At 52.4% G+C, this 18260-nt stretch carries 19 protein-coding genes and 1 riboswitch; of the genes, 3 read left to right on the top strand and 16 right to left on the bottom strand.

Going from position 1 to position 18260, the window contains the following annotated elements:
• Positions 1 to 108 precede the first annotated feature (108 nt).
• A riboswitch (cobalamin riboswitch) is annotated at positions 109 to 299 on the top strand.
• 286 nt (positions 300 to 585) lie between these two features.
• The 3 genes from tolQ to QMG16_RS08090 all read left to right on the top strand — a co-directional run bounded on the left by tolQ (position 586) and on the right by QMG16_RS08090 (position 2989).
• Positions 586 to 1440 carry a protein TolQ gene (gene tolQ, locus QMG16_RS08100; RefSeq protein WP_281793463.1) on the top strand — a complete coding sequence of 285 codons (855 nt, stop codon included), beginning with the start codon at positions 586 to 588 and terminating at the stop codon, positions 1438 to 1440.
• Between the two features lie 12 nt (positions 1441 to 1452).
• Complete coding sequence (locus tag QMG16_RS08095) at positions 1453 to 1902, top strand: ExbD/TolR family protein (RefSeq protein ID WP_281793462.1); 450 nt, start codon at positions 1453 to 1455, stop codon at positions 1900 to 1902.
• Between the two features lie 121 nt (positions 1903 to 2023).
• Positions 2024 to 2989 (top strand): energy transducer TonB, encoded by a 966-nt coding sequence (locus tag QMG16_RS08090; RefSeq protein WP_281793461.1) that lies wholly within the window; start codon positions 2024 to 2026, stop codon positions 2987 to 2989.
• A 768-nt stretch (positions 2990 to 3757) separates the two neighbouring features.
• On the opposite strand, the gene QMG16_RS08085 is transcribed toward QMG16_RS08090, so the two are convergent.
• The 16 genes from QMG16_RS08085 to murA form a co-directional block, all read right to left on the bottom strand.
• Entirely contained in the window at positions 3758 to 4540 is a 783-nt protein-coding gene (locus QMG16_RS08085; protein ID WP_281793460.1) for an HNH endonuclease, read from the bottom strand.
• Between the two features lie 88 nt (positions 4541 to 4628).
• Positions 4629 to 5876, bottom strand: coding sequence for an NUDIX domain-containing protein (locus QMG16_RS08080; protein WP_281793459.1), 1248 nt, complete (start codon positions 5874 to 5876; stop codon positions 4629 to 4631).
• A gap of 72 nt (positions 5877 to 5948) precedes the next feature.
• The gene (locus QMG16_RS08075; protein ID WP_281793458.1) at positions 5949 to 6923 is read right to left on the bottom strand and encodes a DUF932 domain-containing protein; all 975 of its coding nucleotides are present in this window, start codon (positions 6921 to 6923) and stop codon (positions 5949 to 5951) included.
• A 621-nt stretch (positions 6924 to 7544) separates the two neighbouring features.
• On the bottom strand, positions 7545 to 7877 hold the full coding sequence (locus QMG16_RS08070) for a hypothetical protein (protein ID WP_281793457.1): 333 nt from the start codon (positions 7875 to 7877) through the stop codon (positions 7545 to 7547).
• Between the two features lie 84 nt (positions 7878 to 7961).
• Positions 7962 to 8303 carry a recombinase zinc ribbon domain-containing protein gene (locus QMG16_RS08065; protein ID WP_281793456.1) on the bottom strand — a complete coding sequence of 114 codons (342 nt, stop codon included), beginning with the start codon at positions 8301 to 8303 and terminating at the stop codon, positions 7962 to 7964.
• A 6-nt stretch (positions 8304 to 8309) separates the two neighbouring features.
• The gene (locus QMG16_RS08060; RefSeq protein WP_281793455.1) at positions 8310 to 9185 is read right to left on the bottom strand and encodes a recombinase family protein; all 876 of its coding nucleotides are present in this window, start codon (positions 9183 to 9185) and stop codon (positions 8310 to 8312) included.
• Entirely contained in the window at positions 9182 to 9862 is a 681-nt protein-coding gene (locus QMG16_RS08055; RefSeq protein WP_281793454.1) for a hypothetical protein, read from the bottom strand. The genes QMG16_RS08060 and QMG16_RS08055 overlap by 4 nt, the downstream gene beginning before the upstream one ends.
• Positions 9863 to 9928: 66 nt before the next feature.
• Positions 9929 to 10240 carry a tyrosine-type recombinase/integrase gene (locus tag QMG16_RS08050; protein WP_373878662.1) on the bottom strand — a complete coding sequence of 104 codons (312 nt, stop codon included), beginning with the start codon at positions 10238 to 10240 and terminating at the stop codon, positions 9929 to 9931.
• A 188-nt stretch (positions 10241 to 10428) separates the two neighbouring features.
• Positions 10429 to 10764, bottom strand: coding sequence for an alcohol dehydrogenase catalytic domain-containing protein (locus QMG16_RS08045; protein WP_281793452.1), 336 nt, complete (start codon positions 10762 to 10764; stop codon positions 10429 to 10431).
• 200 nt (positions 10765 to 10964) lie between these two features.
• Positions 10965 to 11402 (bottom strand): CGGC domain-containing protein, encoded by a 438-nt coding sequence (locus QMG16_RS08040; RefSeq protein ID WP_281793451.1) that lies wholly within the window; start codon positions 11400 to 11402, stop codon positions 10965 to 10967.
• Positions 11403 to 11564: 162 nt separating this feature from the next.
• Positions 11565 to 12446, bottom strand: coding sequence for a LuxR C-terminal-related transcriptional regulator (locus QMG16_RS08035; protein ID WP_281793450.1), 882 nt, complete (start codon positions 12444 to 12446; stop codon positions 11565 to 11567).
• Positions 12447 to 12640: 194 nt separating this feature from the next.
• Positions 12641 to 12787 (bottom strand): hypothetical protein, encoded by a 147-nt coding sequence (locus QMG16_RS08030; protein WP_281793449.1) that lies wholly within the window; start codon positions 12785 to 12787, stop codon positions 12641 to 12643.
• A 239-nt stretch (positions 12788 to 13026) separates the two neighbouring features.
• The gene (gene vapC / locus QMG16_RS08025) at positions 13027 to 13440 is read right to left on the bottom strand and encodes a type II toxin-antitoxin system VapC family toxin (RefSeq protein WP_281793448.1); all 414 of its coding nucleotides are present in this window, start codon (positions 13438 to 13440) and stop codon (positions 13027 to 13029) included.
• Entirely contained in the window at positions 13437 to 13637 is a 201-nt protein-coding gene (locus tag QMG16_RS08020) for a type II toxin-antitoxin system VapB family antitoxin (protein WP_281793447.1), read from the bottom strand. The genes vapC and QMG16_RS08020 overlap by 4 nt, the downstream gene beginning before the upstream one ends.
• A gap of 620 nt (positions 13638 to 14257) precedes the next feature.
• Positions 14258 to 16936 (bottom strand): DNA internalization-related competence protein ComEC/Rec2, encoded by a 2679-nt coding sequence (locus tag QMG16_RS08015; RefSeq protein WP_281793446.1) that lies wholly within the window; start codon positions 16934 to 16936, stop codon positions 14258 to 14260.
• 69 nt (positions 16937 to 17005) lie between these two features.
• Complete coding sequence (gene murA, locus QMG16_RS08010; RefSeq protein WP_281793445.1) at positions 17006 to 18256, bottom strand: UDP-N-acetylglucosamine 1-carboxyvinyltransferase; 1251 nt, start codon at positions 18254 to 18256, stop codon at positions 17006 to 17008.
• Positions 18257 to 18260 lie beyond the last annotated feature (4 nt).

Here is an 18260-nt window from a genome sequence, read left to right as displayed (position 1 = left end):
TGGTCCCCCCTTGAGGAGGGAATGAAAGGGGGGTGTCCGCTGCCGAGGTAGGTTTTCGGATAGGCTCTTAGTCCAAGATTGTAATGATGCGATCATATTGTTGTTTTGTGTGAAGCGGGAATTCTTGGTCGAGTAGTGCTGAGCTTAAAAGGGAATCCCGTGAAAGTCGGGAACGGTCCCGCCGCTGTGAACGGGGACGAAATCCGGTGATGCCACTGTCGCGCCTGGAGCGGGATGGGAAGGTCCGGAAAGTAGAGTGATCCGTAAGTCAGAAGACCTGCCTGATGCTGTTTGGGAAATCGGTACGTGGAAATTCCGATGACCTGATCAAGGATCAAGTGAAGCAGGGTGCAATCCTTAGAGTGTTTAGCTCTAGGGATTTTTTTTTGCCTGATCGCTTAATACTCAAGATCATAACTACGCGGCCCGATAGGGTTGAATCCTCTGACTGTTTTTACTCACTTTTGAAGAGGCGATCACGATGCCATAAGGATTTTGTCCTCAATAGCGTAAAAATTCATCTCAACTTTCTTGAAGCATTTTTAACAGGAAGTATCCAAGGCAGGATAAGAAGGAGGTGTAACATTGATTTTGACCATACTGGCGGCAACGACTCAAGCGACAGCAGAGGTGGCGGAGGTTCTTCCCACCCCGGGTGGGACAGGCATTCTTAGCATGGTGATCCATGCGGGACCGGTGGTCCAGGCCATCATGGCAGGTCTGCTAAGCCTCTCCTTGGTCTGTTGGGGCATCATCGTGGCCAAGACTTTCCAGTTTCGAAAGGTGAACCGGGAATCGGAGGCTTTTGCGGACCTTTTCATTCGGTGCAAAAGTCTGGAGCCGCTCCATAAAGAATGTGATCGGCTTCGGGAAGGCCATCTGGCCCATATCTTCCGGATCGGCTACGCGGAACTGAACCGCGTAAGCGGCCTTTTGGAGAGCAAGAGGCTGAAGAACACGGAAGGACATACGGATATGCTTCTGGAGAACGTGGATCGCGCCATTCAGGGCGGTGTCATCTCCAAAAGGAAGCGGTTGCAGCGTATGCTGTCGTTTCTGGCCACAACGGGCAGCACAGCCCCTTTCATCGGACTTTTCGGCACCGTGTGGGGTATCATGACCAGCTTTCAGGACATTGGCATGAAAGGTTCTGCCAACCTGGCGGTGGTGGCCCCGGGCATCTCGGAAGCCCTCGTGGCTACGGCCATGGGGCTTGCGGCCGCCATTCCCGCAGTGGTGGCCTATAACCACTTCTCCAACAAGATCCAGGTGATAGAAGACGATATGCTCCAGTTCACTTCCGATTTTCTCAACAGGCTCAAGACCGATTTGATGTGTGAGACCAGGCAGGACGATGAGGGATCGGAAACACTGGGGATTACGAGGGAAAGTCAAAGCTTGTGCGGCCGCAGGGACGAGAGTTCCCTGCAGACAGGATGAGGAGTGTTTCCAATGGGTATGCAGATGAGTGGCATCCGCTCACGTAGGCGGATGGTATCGGAGATCAACGTGACCCCTTTCGTGGATGTCATGCTCGTTCTGCTGATCATTTTCATGGTTGCGGCACCGATGATGATCCAGGGCATCGACGTGAGGCTTCCCGCAGTCTCCGCCAGGCCCATTCCCACAGAGACGGAAAGGCTCGTGGTGAGTGTGACTGCCGACGGGAAGGTCCTCGTCGAAGATAACGAGGTTGAGCTCGGGATGCTGGGGGCCAGGCTCTCGGCCATACAAAAAGAGTGTCAGGAGAAACGAGGCGTCATCCTGCGAGCCGATCGTAAGGTCGAATACGGGCTCGTGGCCCAGGTCATGGGAGTTATTCGGGATGCGGGAATCGAAGAGATCGGCATGATAACGGAACCGCTCGCGGGAAGCGCAAAACATCCCTTACCGGAGAGCTGAGCTCCGGTGCCATCCAACCGGGTGATTCATGAAAGAGTGAAACCTTTTTCACATTAATTTCCTCTCGCCGACTTTCTCCGATGGAAAGTGAATACGAAAGGGTATTGAGGATCAAGGCAATATGGAAGCTCGGGATTACAGGAATAACGGACTGTTCGATGAAGGCGTTCTGAAAGGCATGGTCGTGTCCGTTTTCGTTCACGTCGCGGTTTTCCTGCTGGTACTGGCTGGTTCATGGCTGATGCCGCCCCGCAAGGTTGAACTCCCGCTGTGCACGGTGAGCCTGCTCACACTGCAAGATATTGGAGGCGGTGGAGGGGAGGGGGAAGAAGGCGCTTCGAATAAGGGAAACGGGGAACCGAAGCCTTCGGGAGGATCGGAGGAGGTTCCGTCTCCGCCGGCACTGGAATCCACGGTGGAACCTGAACGGGAAGCACCGGCGAAGCCGGAATCGGAAAAAACGGAAGCGGTGCATCCGGCTGAAACGGTCAAGGAGACCGTGCCCCTCGTTCCGATTCCCAAGAAAGTCAAAAAGCCCGTGGAGAAGCCAAAAACCAGGCCAAAGCCTAAGCTTCCCCAGAAGCAGCAGACCATTGCGAACGCGGAGCCCTCTTCGTCCCCCGTGGCGAAAGCCGAGAGTGAGAGCCCCGGTGCCGCCGCCGGCGCTCTTTCCGGGCATGGCGAAGGGGCTGGATCGGGAAATGTCGATGGCCCCGGAAAAGGCCATTCCGGAGAGGGTGCCGGTGCAGGCTCCGGTGTCGGTGCCGGTGGAGGAGGGGGGCCGTACAACGCGACGTTCGGCTCAGGAGATGGTCCCCGGTTCGTCAGGAAGGTCCTGCCCAGATACCCCCGGTTTGCCAGAGAACTCGGGAAGGAGGGGACCGTTTTGCTCCTGGTCACCATTGACGAACTCGGACACCTGGTCGATGTAAAAGTGGTCCAGGGAGCTGGGTCTGGATTCGACGAGGAAGCTTTGCAGGCCGTTAAGAAATCGACCTTCAGTCCGGCAAAGCAGAACGGAAAACCGGTCCTCTGCAAGGCCCGTCTCCCCATCCTTTTTCAGCTGAAGGAAAAGGGCAACAACTGACAAAAGGCCAGCGAGATTTCGCAGTTTCAGCCGCCATTGGCATCAGGTTTGCCCATTCCAGCCTGATCGTACAAGTTCTTTGGTCCTGGAATTTTTTCTTGGTTCAGTGATGTTCGCCCGTATATGAAATTTTCCATGCGTTGCCATCTGAAACGGCTTGTATGGTTCCTTGAAAATCGGTTCGATAATACGGGATATGACGTTCACGGCATATTGCCAGGACTGGCGGGGAAGGAAATCCAAATTAATTTTATATGATTATATAACAGGATCGCCCCGTGATGCATGTCCATTTTACTTAATTGCTGACCAGCTTATCAGATAACTTCATGCTTTTGCCATACTACAAGAAGGCGCCATTAACTTATCGTACCGCAGGCGTCACCCTGTCACTGATTCACCCCAACCCACATATACGAGGCTTCCGAAACAGGACAACCCAATCCAGCTAGGATTTGCAAAACGTGGGTTTTTCAGGACTTCGTTTTTTCAAAGGACGGGTCAGGGGGGCAAATTACAGATTCAGGTTGCCGCCTGAAGGAAATTCCATTAGAGAGGCCACGTAGGATGTTGTCGACGGCACTACATCCACATGCCTACAATCCTGATCGGGTGCGGTCCCGCCGGGTTCCGTAATATCATAATGCAAGACCTGATCCCTTTTCTACATTGATCCTTCATTGCAGAATTTTAGATCCGAAGACGGGGGATAGCTCGGTCGTTTCCTGTCAGGAGAGAAGAAGTCATGATATTCTCCTGCATAAGTGATTATTTACTCGTTTCGCTCGATTCTTTGACCAATTGCTTTATCTGCTCGATTGAGTACGGCGGATTAATGGCATGGACTGCAGCGTGGCAATTCGGACAAAGCGGACGCAAATCCGCAATTGGATCTATTATGTATTCTTTGCCAATACTGGATATGGGTTTTATGTGGTGAACATGTATAAAATCTTGAAATGCGGACCCATAATATTTACCAAAGTCAAATTTGCAAACGCAACATATGGCACCATAATGATCCAGGCATTTCTTGCGAGCTTTCTTGTCTCGCTCGTAGGCGTTTACTAGGATAGAATGTACTGCACCTTCTGTGAATATCTCGAATTTTGATATTTCTCCTGCCACGTTACTAATAATACCTAACGAATCTTGAATATCTGGAAAGCATAGCTTGATGGCTCTCAAAAAACTATCGACAGATTCTTGACTGTCTATCTTAATGCCGAAGTAGTTCACCTTGTCCGATAGAATGCATCCAGCCCCTATCAGAATCTCTCCGATGCCGAGACTTGTCTTCATGACTTGAAGGCTGCACGCGCTCTGATTCGTCACCAAATGGAAGACATCGGGATAGGGTGTATAGCGAATATAGGGCATGTTCGACGGCGAACGTACTTTTGGGATGCAACCGGGTTGGAGATCTACCAGGATCTTGTGGATCTTTCTGGCAAATGGCCTGATAGTGGAGTTGACGATGTTCAGGCGTTCGTCCACTTGCTTCTGATCGGAGGAGGTGAGTGCGTCGGATTCAATATTACTGTTAGTCAAGTCGAAATCTCCTGCTCTCTCGATGGGAGTGGCATTGCTGAGACCGGTATTGCCGGTTACAGGCGTCTGTCAGATCGAACACGCTTGCTCAGACTTTGAAAATGGTCATGCCGAGTGCGCTCCACTGTTGAAGATTCTTTTCGATCTCCGGTGCCGCTTCGTCCAGGACAGGGAGTTCTGCGTCCCGGCCCAGCAATTCAACGTCGATCAGAAAAGCTGCCATCTTCGCATCGTACTCGTCGTTCTTGTTCGAGTACTGCTCGTCGAGTCGGTTGGCGAGCAGTCGGGTTCCGCTGAATCGGGCACCGATTTCGGTGAATTCAAGGATGTAGATGCAGTAGCCCGTCCAACTTCGATGGAAATAGAGCCGGTTTCTTTCATAGAAAATAAACCATTTGTCTTCCATCTCTTGGGGAATATGGCCGCAGACGATCAGTGCCTTCTCCTCGGGGGAGAACTCCAGCGCGATGGGGATGCTCGTTCGCATCCCCGGCATGGCGCGGATCTTCCAGTCCTTTCTTGAGGCGATATGTATTGAACTGGCATGTGCTGCGGAAAAATGTTCGTACAACTCGTAGGCATTCTGCAGGACCTTGAAATCGCGCTTGCGTCCGACGGAATTGGTGCTCATTCCGATGAGTCGTTCCGCTTCGTCCCGGGAGGCCCAGCGAATCGCCTGCGTCTCCTTGCGGTCGAATTCATCCGTTTCTCTTTCGACGAGCATGAGGAAGTAAATGTTCTGAGTGGTGCCTCCTGCATAGACGTACGGAAGCTTGTCTATGATCCTTCCTGCTACACCCGTTTCTTCAATAACCTCACGCAATGCCGCGATTTCGTGTCGTTCGCCGTCTTTGCAATGCCCTTTGGGAAACGTCCAATGATAGCCATCGAAATGGTTGGTTGGCTCCCGCAGAAGTACCTGCCCTTGCTTGTTGAAAACCACTCCTCCGCAGGAGAGCTTTTTGACCAGAGTCTTCTTCCCTTTGACTGGCGGCGTCTTTGGTGTGACGGCCTCTTCGACATCGTGGAGCACGCTCCAGACCTTGGAATAGACCTGGCTACGCTTTTGGCCCAAGGTCTTTGAGACCTCACTCTTGAAGTTGGCGTAGGTCAGATCCTCAACGACTCGCTTCATTCCTTTGGCGAAGTCTTTGTGGCTGATAGTGGCTCTGTACGGATAGTCGGTGCCTCCCCCATGTTGGGTGGGGGACAGCGTGGGCATGTAGGCTTCCCGAAGGCGGTCGAGGTCTCCCGACGCACGAGCTCTTACAGTCAGGAATGCCTTACCGGGTTTTTGAACAACACTAAAGAAACCGGAGGTCGTGAACAGCCACATGGATAGTTCTCTTTCAATTTGGACTGCAGCGCATGCTTCGCGGTGACATCAGATAAGACTGAAGGTAAGGGTTCAAAGTGAATAGTCGAGGTACGGGCCGAGATAAGTCGAGATGTTGAAATCCGAAGCCCGAATGGCCCTAGTGAAACTCCCGATCCAGCTGCCCGTGCGTTTTTGAAAAACGTTGATCCTCATGCTTTGGAGAGGGGCGCCGAAGGGCCTGCTCGCATAGTCCGAAACGATATTCAGTAGTGCGTAGCCATTTTCACCCAATTGGGAGAAATACCTCTCTGTGAGTGCTTGTATGCCCTCTTTGAGTATGTCGAACTTGTGGTGCTCCTTCTCCCGTTTCTGGTGGTCTGTAGCGCGAAGATCGAATTTCAAGCCCAAGGCCTGACAGGCGAGGGGGAGAACCAGATTTTCTGGAACGTGGAAGGCTTTCAGGAGAGTCATCTGATCGATGAATGCCGTCTCGAGCTCTTTGAGGTGGTGGAATCCAATCTCAAACTCCCCTTTGGGGATCATGTCTTTGGTATGGAAGAACCTGAATTCTATGGTCTCGCTTTCGAAGATGACCCCGTTATCGCAGAGCTTGCGGCAGAATCCCAAAGTGAAATGGAGTGCTCTGGTCCGGTTATAGCTGTTGGTGAGCCGTATGAAGGGAAGCCATATCTCCTGAGCCCAGATGTTGAGCGCGTAATGCTTGTGAACGATGTCCACATGGCAAAAGGACTTCTGCTTTGGAGTGATGATATTGAAAATCTCCATCTCGGAAGTGTCAACGGCGTCAAAGACGGCCTTGAAGCACTGTTCACCAAGCAGGAAGGCTTCCTGGTTGGTGACCAGCCGGTAATTCTTGCTCACCACCGCCAGGGGTTCGCCAGTCAGTGCGTTGACTACAGCCCGGTAACCTGGAATGGAAATTCTCCACTCCTCGGTCGTCTCACACGATGGATCGCCTGTCGGGTCAGAAGGACCGCCATCGTAAAAGATATCGCACAGTTTTACCGGAAACAGGATCTCTTCAAGATTTGTGTTTCTCGACATGGATTCCCTTCCACTGGGGAAGACTCGTAGTTCTCGTGTAGGCAGGAAACGACCGAGCTATCCCCAGTCTTCAGATCTACAATTCTACAATGAAGGATCAGTGCAGAAATGGAGTCTGGTCTTGCATTATGATATCACGGAACCCGACGGGACAGCACCTGATAAGGGTTGTCGGCATGTGGATGTAGTAGCGTCGGCAACATCCTTACCTGGCCTCTCTAATGGAGTTTCCCTCAGGGCGGCAACCTGAATCTGTAATTTGCCCCCCTGACCCATCCCGCATGGTCACAATCATGGAAGAGCCCTCAGGGCGACCGGAAGTCCGTAGTGTGGAGTCCCCCGATCCCAGTGGTCCCAACCAAGAAGTGCTACCCCCCTGACAGCGAGCGGTATCACACGTTCCTCCTGATCCAAACCTCCATGACACGACTTCGTAAGTTTCCAATATAGAGCATTTCTCTGCAAAGCTCAACGATTTTCATGGTTTGATCCCACCCTGCCCTCTCCCGCAAGATCGTAAGTCATGGAATACGCTATGGAGAAATCAAATGACTTTCCTGATCCACAGCCAGCCTGAGGCATCCCCGATGGCCTCAGTCATCACAACGATTTCGTGGTGTACTAATTATCTAGGAGTTCTAACAATAACGGATGGTTATGTCTGATCGTCATCTCGATCCCCTCCAGTATCTTCATCATTTCATCTTCAGGATCGAGCTGAACGTGTGGATTGAATGCGGAATGGCCGACCACAATCGGACCATCGAGAATGCCCCGTAGGAGCCGGTACTTGTCAGCAAAAGGCAAGTTGAGGATTTTGTAGCTCAGGGCCTTGAAGGGATCGGCCCCGGACATCAGCTTGGCGAACTCGGCTTCCTCGGCTTTTCGCTGCTGGAGTTCATCGAGGTCTTTCTGCGTATCCTTCGGCTTCTGGTCGAGCGATTTTATCTCCATCAGAAAACCGTTTCGCTTTTGGGAGTATGCGGCTTGGTCAAAACCGTCATGCTCAAGCAGGCTGTCCAGGTTCCGCAGGGCGATTTATTTCCTTCTCAGGCTGGCTTGAACGTTGCTCCGGCTCTTTTCCAGGCCTTCGATTTTGCCGTCCCACTTGTGTTGCGTATCGAGCAGAGGTTCATAATGCTCAGGCTCAAGGCCGAGGTGCTTCATGAGCTGGACATAGAAGACCTGCCATTCAAGAAGCTCCGCTGGAATGAGAGGCAGCGGGCATTTCTGGTGACCCTTGATTTCGCGTGTCTTTGGACCAACTTTATGCCAGTAGCAGGCGTAATGGCGGGACCGACTGCCGTCTGCGCGCCTAGTTCCATAATCAGACCGCATCTTCGCCCCGCAGATGCCACAGCGACATAAATCGTGAAGCAAGAACTCCTACTCCATTTTCGATGGTCTGCCGCTTCGGGAGTTGGCGCTATCCAGACGTTCCTGCAAGCGGTCCCATCTGGCCCGCGTTATAAGTGGCGGAGCTTCGAAGATGATGTGTTCACTTTCCGAGCGATGGCCGATTATCTTGCCTTTCACGTCGGTGATAAATCTGTTCACCGTTATTTCACCACAGTAGTCAGCAGATTTGAGGATTTTGGAGAGTGTGCCACTGAACCATTTCGAGGACCCGCCGTTCCGGGTCGGGATGCCTTCAGCGTTGAGCTCGAGGCTGATGTCGTTCAACGATCTTGCTAAATCCAGGTATTCTTTCACCACTATCGAATAGATCTCGCCCTGTTCAGGTTCGATCTCAATCCGCTTCTCTTTGGGGTTCCAGATATACCCATAAGGCGCCTTCCCGCAGAAGATCCGCCTATCTCGCCAGCGAGCCAACCGGTTCTCTTTGATGCGACTGGTAATTATTTCCAACTCCAACTGGGATATTGCAGCGAGGATGGTGAGCATGAACTGGCTGTAGGCGTCGGAGCCGTCGATGTTTTCCTTGATGCTGATGAACGTGACGGAGGAATCTTTTAGGGCTTGGAGGTTGTTCAAGAGGTCCCGAGCAGAGCGCCCGAACCTGGAAAGGTCCCGAACTACCACAGCTTCGATTTCTCCTGTTTTGACTGCTGCCAGCAATGCCTGTAAAGCTGGCCGGTTGTCAACGTTGGAACCTGATATGCCAGCGTCTCTAAAGGTGTTTACCAGCTTCCAGCCCTTTGATGCACAATAAGCCTGGATGATAGATTTTTGTGTGGATAATGATTCCCCATCGATTTGATTTGAGGTGCTTACGCGAACGTACGCTGCTGCTTTTGTCATACATCACCTTTGGAAAAGTTTGCTTGTTTTTCAATATCGGTGATCGGTTCCGCTCCATTCTTCCCAACCCCGGCGAAGGTTGGATTTTCGATTACAGTAAGCACCGGCTTGATCCTATCCTCGAAGACCAGTCTGCCATCCGGCGGTAACTTGACCACGTTCCTGCCCTTTATTGGCGAGTATCGGGGGTTTTGAACGTCAGAAACAAAGGTCGAGACGGTTTCACGGTTCAAGCCGGGATGCTGTTCCATGATTGCGTCCACCAAGGCCCGATGTGTGCAGGAGCCTTTCTCAAGCAGTTTCACGGCAAGATCCAGGTACACTCGGCGGCTTTTCCTTTTTGGTGAAGGCGGCTGAACTTCGGTCTTCGGAGTTGCTGATTGGGAAGGCACAACGGAAAGGCCGGATGGCGGATCGGTCGCACATTCATCGCGCTCCATACCGCCGGAAGCTGAGTTCCCCACGAAAGGAAGTCCAGCTTGGTCGAACAGATTGCGCGCCCAAGCAGTGACATCTTCATGGAGGCGTTGTTTGGATCGCAGAATGGTTCCGACAGCCACGAGGACGTTCTCGACTGTCATGTTGTTGGTAATGGTGTCGAGGTGGGGTCTTACGTCGAATAGGAAGAAAATCTGATTAGCAAGAATGGTCGGAGATCCGTCGAGGGATTTCAACAAGGAGACAAGTGCTCGTTGACGTAGACGGTTTCGCACACGGCCTCTCTTCTACCAAGCCATTTCCACTTATCCCCATAGACCCCGGATCTGCTTTTGGATGTCCTCGGCGGTCACATCAGCATAGATTTGCGTCGTCTGGATCGAAGCATGACCGAGCTGTTTTTGCAATCCCCTGAGATCCTTCTCCTGCCGATAATATTCAACGGCGTAGCTGTGACGCAATGCATGCACCGACTTCTCATTTTCGTACAGCCCGAGCGCTTTCAGGTGCTTTTTGACCAACTGCTGGATGGCCTGCGCTGTCCATGGCCCTTGCTGTCCGCGGAAAACGTGATCGTCCGGGCATGAGGGCTCACCCCGTGCGGCCTTCCATGTCACGAACTGCTTCAGATGGCGTTTCAAAGAATCGGGAATCTGAACCGTGGGGACTTCGAACCCTTTCCGTCGCGAACGTACAGGGTGCTCTCACCATAGCCTGCCTTGAGGTCTCCACAACGAACGTTGGATCCCCTTTTGGAGTCCAGATAGTTGGAGTCCCGTCAATTCTTGTACTGCCAAAGTTGAGCTCATCGAATGCCACGCAGTGAGCCGGATGGCCATCTCTGCCAGTTCCCGCACTTACCGCAGGAGCTAAAGGAGAGCACAACCCTATCGCCGGCACGGACCCTGGTCACATCCGTTCCCACGGTTTCAACGATCCCTGCACCTTCATGGCCAAAGACTGTCGGAAACCGCATGGAAAAGAATCCGTCTCGGGCAGCAATATCCGTGTGACAGACCCCACAGGCAACGATACGGACTACCACTTCATCCGGACGGGGAGTGTCGATTTCAACATCTTCAAAAATAAATAGGCCGCCGGGTTCATGCACCACTGCGGCACGGGTGCGTACTTTCGCCATTGGATACTCCGCTCAGGAGGGAGAGACTACGATGCCACCCTCCATCTGTCCCGCAATTGAAAGGATAAAACGGGCATCCATATGCCCCATGCCTGAGTGTTTAAGGTAACTCTGCTTGCAATATAGTCATCTTCCCAGTGCTCCGGTTCAGCCCTCGTGTCACCATAAATTGGTGTTGGCGGTAAAGTCAAGGAGACCTGTCACCTTCCCTTGATTACATCGGTCATGGCTCTTGTGGGGGAGACCGAAGGGCACAGAAGCTCCCTAACCTTTTCTTGAAACTCACCCTTATCGATCGGCTTGTGTGTTCCCAAAACAATCTCGAGGTTTGGGTACTCCTCCTTAATCGTTTTTTCGTATTTGGTAAGGAAGGGACAAAGTGCTGTCATGCAAAATGAGAAATGAAGCGCGTCCAGTTTGAATTCGGCCACAGCGCGCACCTTCCTGAGTATCTTTTTCGGAGCTGCAATAGTGGGACATCCTGCACAGTTGATGATACCGATGAGGTCGAGCGGTTCTTCAGCAGGATAACGCTCAAAGAAACCGCTTCGTTTTCTCATGTCTCCAAGACACACGACCGCTGCACAGTTGGTATCCTGCGAACAGTTAGAGCATGTAATGATGCCTATTCGCGCCATCCGAGCCTCCTTGCTAATGGGTTCAGGTTGCATTTCCATGAAATCCGCTCTTGTGCCGATACTATATGAAAACATAGTAGCCAAGGCATCGCCCATTTGGGGGATATAGGCTTTTTTTTATACTTGGGGAATAAAACGAAACATCACTGAGCGGTAGCTGGATTAAAGGAGACCATGGCGTGTTGCCCAGACGGATGCCTGGGTCCGATCATCGACACCCAGTTTATTGAAAATATGAATCACGTGGCTTTTTACCGTATGTGGGCTAACGTGAAGGGACTTGGAGATTTCCATATTCGTGGCCCCTTCGGCCATAAGGCGAAGCACATCAAGCTCCCTCCGGGTGAGAGGCGTTGGAAGGCTATCGTTTCGTGTTTTTGAAAATATCCCACCGATGGGCTCGGGATCTTTGTCGATCTTGTTCCCGAAGTCCTCGGCCGCTGCATACTCCCTTCGACAGTTGAAGTCCCGGGGAGAGCCATCAATGTCGAGGCTTACTGTGGAAAGCAGATTCCCCTTGTCATCGAGAACTGGATAGACCGCCTTGAAAGATATGGGGCGGCTGAACTCAGGACACATGAAGGAATCAGTTTTTTGCCTGCTTAGAGCTGCGGCAAAGGCCATACAGGTTGAAAAGCCGCATTCCCGGCAGTTCGTGCGCGGCAGAAGGCGTAAGAGGTCTAGTATGGATATGGGTTTATAGACCTTGTAGTTTGGTCGGATGGAGTCCTTGTTCTGGTAGATACGGTTAAGAAAAGAAATCAGCATCTCCATGAAATCGAGCGCTTGGCCGCGATCATGAAAAGACGCGGCTGAGCCCCCACTTCCAAAGAGAGTACACAAGACGCCGTCGAGCAAAAACCTTATGTGCGGTGGCTTTTCGTAATACAGAGCTTTTTGCGCGACTGCGTTGATATAGGGTGCTAGCTCTGAAGTGTCGGCGCCAAGCTCGAATTCAGCAATCAGCGATGTTCCTTCCGCCATCGGAGAGGGCAGTTTTAGGGAAAAGGCGGAATATCCCGATATAAACCTCTGTTCATTCATCGTAGTTCTCCCCAGGGGATTGAGTTCGGACTCGAAGATATGATAATTTTCAGCCGGGGAGAATTCAATTGTTTTCCAAGCATCACCCATATGGAGAGAGTGATAGCTGCGTCGAAAATGTCCCCATCTCCACCAAAAGGGAATCCGAGGGATTATTGACACAGGGGGCTGTCACCCACAAAATCATGAACTTGTCATTTTCCGGTAAGCAACGGCTCCTTCGAGGTGTGCTTGACGGTCCGATTGTGGTCGGCCATTTCATAGTCAATCCACACCATGAACCTGAGATTGAAGACGCTGTTGGGGAGATCATCGAGCACACTACGTTGACGGTTCGACATAACCAGCCATTATTGTTGGAACTCTTGGGAGATTAGTACACCACAAAATCGTTGTGAAGGTCGAGACCACGTAGGAGGGCTTGGCGAGGGTTGCAGATCAGAGAGATCAGGTGGCTTTCTTGGGAGATATTCCATGGCTGGGGCTACTAGGGAGGTTTCCGGCATGAAAAGCATACGGGGAATTCGGTTGATACCCCGCCTTTTGATCTCATCTATCGCCGTTGCTGCGCTGGGTAAGGCTACGACGCCATTCGCGAACGATAGAGCTTGATCGGCAGGTGTTGCTGGAAGAAATTGAAATCCGCATCTGTGGTGAAAATGGGCATCTGGTGGCGCACTGCTACAGCGCAGATGAGAAAGTCGGTATTTGAGCCCTGAACCCCTTTACAGCGACACAGATTATAGAACTCAGCGGCTGTCTCGAAATCTCTGGATGTCAGTTCGAGATCGGGAAATGGGCGCAGATGATCGCGAAGCTTCGTGAACTGATCAAGGCTTTTGATTCCTGAAAGGATTTCCTGACGCACCGGTCCAATCAACTGTACCCGCAGTTCCTTGACCAGCTCCATCAGCTCGGCCACTTCCGGACCATCGGAACCATCGCTTCGCTGCAATGCCATAGACCAGACACAGGTATCGACAAGGACTTTCATGGTTTCTTGCGCTGTTCCTTGTAATCGTAATCCGGATCATAGTCGACGGAATGGAATAAATCGAGGATCTCGATCTGCTTGCGGCGCTGGATGTATTCAAGGAGCGCTTCAGTGACCACGCCCTTCTTTGTCGCATGTTTGCCGATGCGGCGGGCTTCTTCAATCAGTTTGTCATCAATAGCCAGATTTGTCGCCATACGACACCTCCTTTACACATTCAATTACACTATGCTTTGTGTAAATTCAAGCGATTTTTTGCTCAGCGAATATGACAGAGGTAACACACGGCGGGACGAAATCAGGGGTACTGACGACCTGCTCGATTCACTCTCCAAAGGTTATTCTGTGATGGAAACCTCCCCGATGATCTCAATCGTCACAACGATTTCGTGGTGTGTTCTTCATCGAGGAGTTCCAACAATAGCGGCTGGTTATGTCGAACTGTCATTCCACAGCTATCCAATATGTTCATTATTTCATCCTCGGTTTCAGGTTCATGGTGTGGAATGAGTGTGGAATCGCCCATCCAATGCATCCCCGATGGTTTCGGCCATGGAAGAGATGGAGGAGCTCTCAGACAAATCACATGATTTTCATGATCGCGTCCACCCTTGCCCGTTCTACCTGATCTCAGTCGGAGAGTATCCATTGGGAACGTTCGACCATTTCCCGTATGTTTAGTCAAACAAAGAGGGACTTGGGAGAGAAAGCCCGGCGCTCCTTTAAAAGCCGGGAACTTGACAGGGCTCTTGAACTTGATACAGCTTGCCCAACGTAACTTTTTGATTTTTCAAAGTATGGTTTGCTGACTTCCACTTTACCGTAAACCTCTCCCGAAGAATAGCTTCGCATGGCTTTCCAGGTCTTGTTGAGCGGTTATCGTCCATTGCCGTCCGTCCGAGACGGCGTGTATCGCTCCCTGGAGATCTGTCCTGTAGATCGATATGTGTCGCTCCGCACAGCGCTGGATGGCTTCCGGGGAGGGGAAGCCGAACCAGTTTTCATATCCGCAGGAAAAAATGATTGCCTGAGGTTGCAGGTGATCCAGCAGAACCGCGCTGTTGGAGCGCCCGCTCCCATGATGCGGGGAGACGAGTAAAACTCTTTTTCCATCAGGAGCCATGGATCCAAAAAGATGACTCTCCACCGACCTGTCGATATCTCCAGGGAGAATCAGGCGCGTGTTGCCGTAATCGATCTGCAACACGAGAGAAACGTTGTTCAGGTCGGTGCCGTCCCATTCTTTTTGTATATACGAGGGAGTGGGATGCAAGATGCGCAGATTGCAGGGGCCGAATGTTTGATCCTTCATCATTTGCGGAAGACGTTTCACAGGGATCTGACGCCTGTGAGCGATGGTGGAAAGTTCATTGAAGCCTGCCGGATTTTCGATGATCCCGCTTTCCCAGAAATCGCCGATCTCGAAACCGGAGAGTATGAAACGGAGCCCGTTTTTGTGGTCCGGGTGATCATGAGAGAGCACCACGTGGTCCAGTCTTCGAATTCCTTCGTACCAGAGATAGGGAGCCACTACAGACTTTCCCACATCGAATGAATTGTCGAAAAAACCCCCTCCATCGATGAGCATGTTCTCACCGTTGGGAAACCTGAGGAATGTCGAACTCCCCTGCCCCACATCGATGACGGTCACCTTCAGGATCTTTCCCTCCTTGGAGACGGCTGAACCGGACAGAATATTCTGCGAAAGCTCCAGGGTAGTGCAGAAAAGAAGCAAAGCGGTAAGGCCGAGGGCTTTTCTTTGCCGGCGCCACGGACTCAGCAGCATCGCCAGGGTTCCGTAGAAGGCGATGATCCAGGGGATTGGAATGTTTCCAACCCAAAAATATGCCCATGAGAGATCACTGAACCATAGGATGATTTTCTGAGCGCATTGAAGAAAAAAGCCGCCGACCACCAGGAAGGGGAGGGCTATTCCTTTGCTCAAAGCAGAGAGAGCGAGCCCTGTCAGTCCAAATGGCAAGACGAGAAAACCGATGAGAGGTACGAGTACCGTGTTGGCTATAAAACCGGCGAGTGAGACACCGTGAAAGTGATGGACCAGAATGGGAAGCACCATGATGTTTGCGGCCAGGGAGACTCCAAATGCATCCAGAAAGATGCGGGGAATTTTACCCCAACGGCTTCCGGAGAGGGATTTGAGCGGACCGATGTCGTACAGGGTCTTTTGGAATATGGGATATAGGGCGAACAAGCCGATTATGGCGGCAAAGGAGAGCTGGAAGGACGCCTCCCGGAGGCTGCTGGGGGCAATGAGCAGGATCAGCAGGGCTGCCGAGGCCAGGGCGGTTGTTGAGTCGCTGAACCGGTAGCAGAAGAGTCCTCCCATCAAGAGAAAGAGCATGATCGCGGCCCTCCAGGTAGGAAGCGCCAGACCGCTGATGAGCGCATAAAGTATCGCTGCCGGCAGGGCGCCCCAAATGGCCAGCTTTTGGTCGCTCGTCCACATGAGAATCGAGGGGCAAAGAATACGCACCATTCGACGGATCAGCCAGAAAACACTCATTCCCACCAACCCGAGGTGCAGGCCGGAAATGGCGAGAAGGTGCGTGACTCCGGCTCTGTTCAAACGCTCGTTCCATGCATTGGAGATCCTGTTTCGATAGCCCAGCAGGAGAGCCGCGTAGAAATTTCCCGTTTCCGCTTCCAGGTTGTCGAGAAGCCAGAAGAGCGTTTCTTGTCGAAACTTTTCCAGGCGATTCCCCAAATAGCGCAGCGCGGATTGAGGGAGCGGTTCGCTGGGAGGAGCCAGTTTGATGATCCAGCGGGCATCCGAAAGGCGAGCCCTGCCGAAGTAGCCCTTTTCCGCCTGTCTCTTTGTGTAGGAGTAACCTCCCGGGTTTTGAAAATCATGAAAGCGTTTGAGAGTGAGACGCAAGAGGAGACGGTCGCCAGGCAGCCACTTTGGGGACATTTCGGGGTTGCCGTCGATTGTGACAAGGATCCCTCCCTTTACGGCGAGGCTTTTCCCTTCGATATAAGCTCGCAGCAGTTTCACCGGAAGGCGCGTTTTTTCGGGATGGAATTCGGGAGAAGAAAGGACCTCGGCCAGGAAAAGGGTTTGCGGGCGTTCGAAGAATGGTTCGAGCTCCGGCGGATGAGGCATGATCGGGGAGCTGAGGCGGGCGGCCCAAAGACCCAGTATCAGGAAAAACGCGAGAGGAGGGATGAGAGAGCGCAAAGGCGCCGGGCCGCGGAAATTTATGGCAAGAAGACAGCCCATGAGAAGGCTTGAGAGCAGGATGAGAGTCCCATTGGGGAGGATAGAGGGGGTGTAATGCCCTAGAAGGATTCCCCCTCCAAAAGCCAGGGTCAGCGGCGGCATCGGGCGGGAAATGTGGAGAACAGAGGGTATCCTTGAAAAAACGGATCCGGACCTTTGATAGGTCATTGGTATTTGTTGGAAGGGTTGGGAAATTTCCTTATTTTCTGGAGATGGGTCCCGGGAGGAAGCGAGCTCGGGCGAACGTTCCATCATTGCTGCGACCTCCCGTTGTTTTCAGTTCAACTGCAAGACATTTAGAACACTTATGGATCGGCTGAGCCTTTAACTCTTTTCCCGCCAGATTCTTGCGCCTACCGCGGCGAGCTTCTTTTCCATGGCTTCATATCCCCGGTCCAGGTGATAAATGCGGTTGACTTCCGTGATTCCTTCCGCTGCCAGTGCTCCAAGGACCAGCGAAGCGGAGGCGCGAAGATCCGTTGCCATGACGGGGGCTCCCGACAGCTTTTTCACTCCCCTGACCACTGCGGTGCGTCCATCCAGTTCTATGTCCGCACCCAGCCGTTTCAGTTCCAGCACGTGCATGAAACGGTTTTCAAATATCTGTTCTATGATAACGCTGACCCCGTTGCCGAGAGTCATGAGGGACATGAACTGCGCCTGCATGTCTGTGGGAAAGGCGGGGTAAGGCCACGTCTTGATGTCTACACTCTGAATGATTCCATTGCTTCGAACCCGCAGGAAATCGTCTCCCGCGTCGATACTCAATCCGGCTGCCTGCAGTTTTTGAATCACGGCTTCCAGATGTTCCGGCCGGCAGGAATTGAGCTTCAACTCTCCTCCCGTGATGCCTGCGGCTACCAGGTACGTTCCCGCTTCAATCCGATCCGGGATCACCCTGAAGCTTCCGGGAAAGAGCTCCTTCACCCCTTCGATGGTGATTTCCGCCGTTCCCGCTCCCTCGATACGCGCTCCCATCTTACAGAGGTATTCCGCCAAAGCTACGACTTCAGGTTCCCGAGCCGCATTTTTGAGAAGGGTGGTCCCTTCGGCCAGTGTTGCGGCCATCATCAGGTTTTCGGTTCCCGTCACAGTCACCTGGTCGAAGCTGATGGTCGCTCCCTTGAGTCTGTCTGCACGGGCGATGACGTAGCCGTGGTCCAACTGGACCTCGACTCCCATCTGCTCCAGTCCCATGAGGTGAAGGTTGATGGGCCGCGCACCGATGGCGCATCCTCCCGGGAGTGAAACGCGGGCGCGATGGTACCTGGCCAGCATGGGACCCAACACCAGCACGGAGGCTCTCATGGTTTTTACCAGATCGTAAGGAGCTTCGAGCGTGTGAATGTCGCTCGTGTCGATCTGGAGAAGATCGTTGTGTTCGCAGGATGCTCCCATATGTGCCAGCAGGTTCTGCATCGTGCGAATGTCCCTCAACTTGGGAGCATTCGATAAGGTGTGTTTTCCGGCGGCAAGAAGACTTGCGGCCATGAGGGGCAATGTCGCATTCTTCGCCCCGCTGATATTCACTTCTCCTTGGAGGGGAATTCCCCCCTCGATCACCAGTTTGTCCATCCAT

It is taken from the genome of Desulforhabdus amnigena (assembly GCF_027925305.1).
GTDB lineage: Bacteria > Desulfobacterota > Syntrophobacteria > Syntrophobacterales > Syntrophobacteraceae > Desulforhabdus > Desulforhabdus amnigena.
Note: the sequence above shows the minus strand (reverse complement) of the source record. Positions and strands in the feature narration are given on the sequence as shown.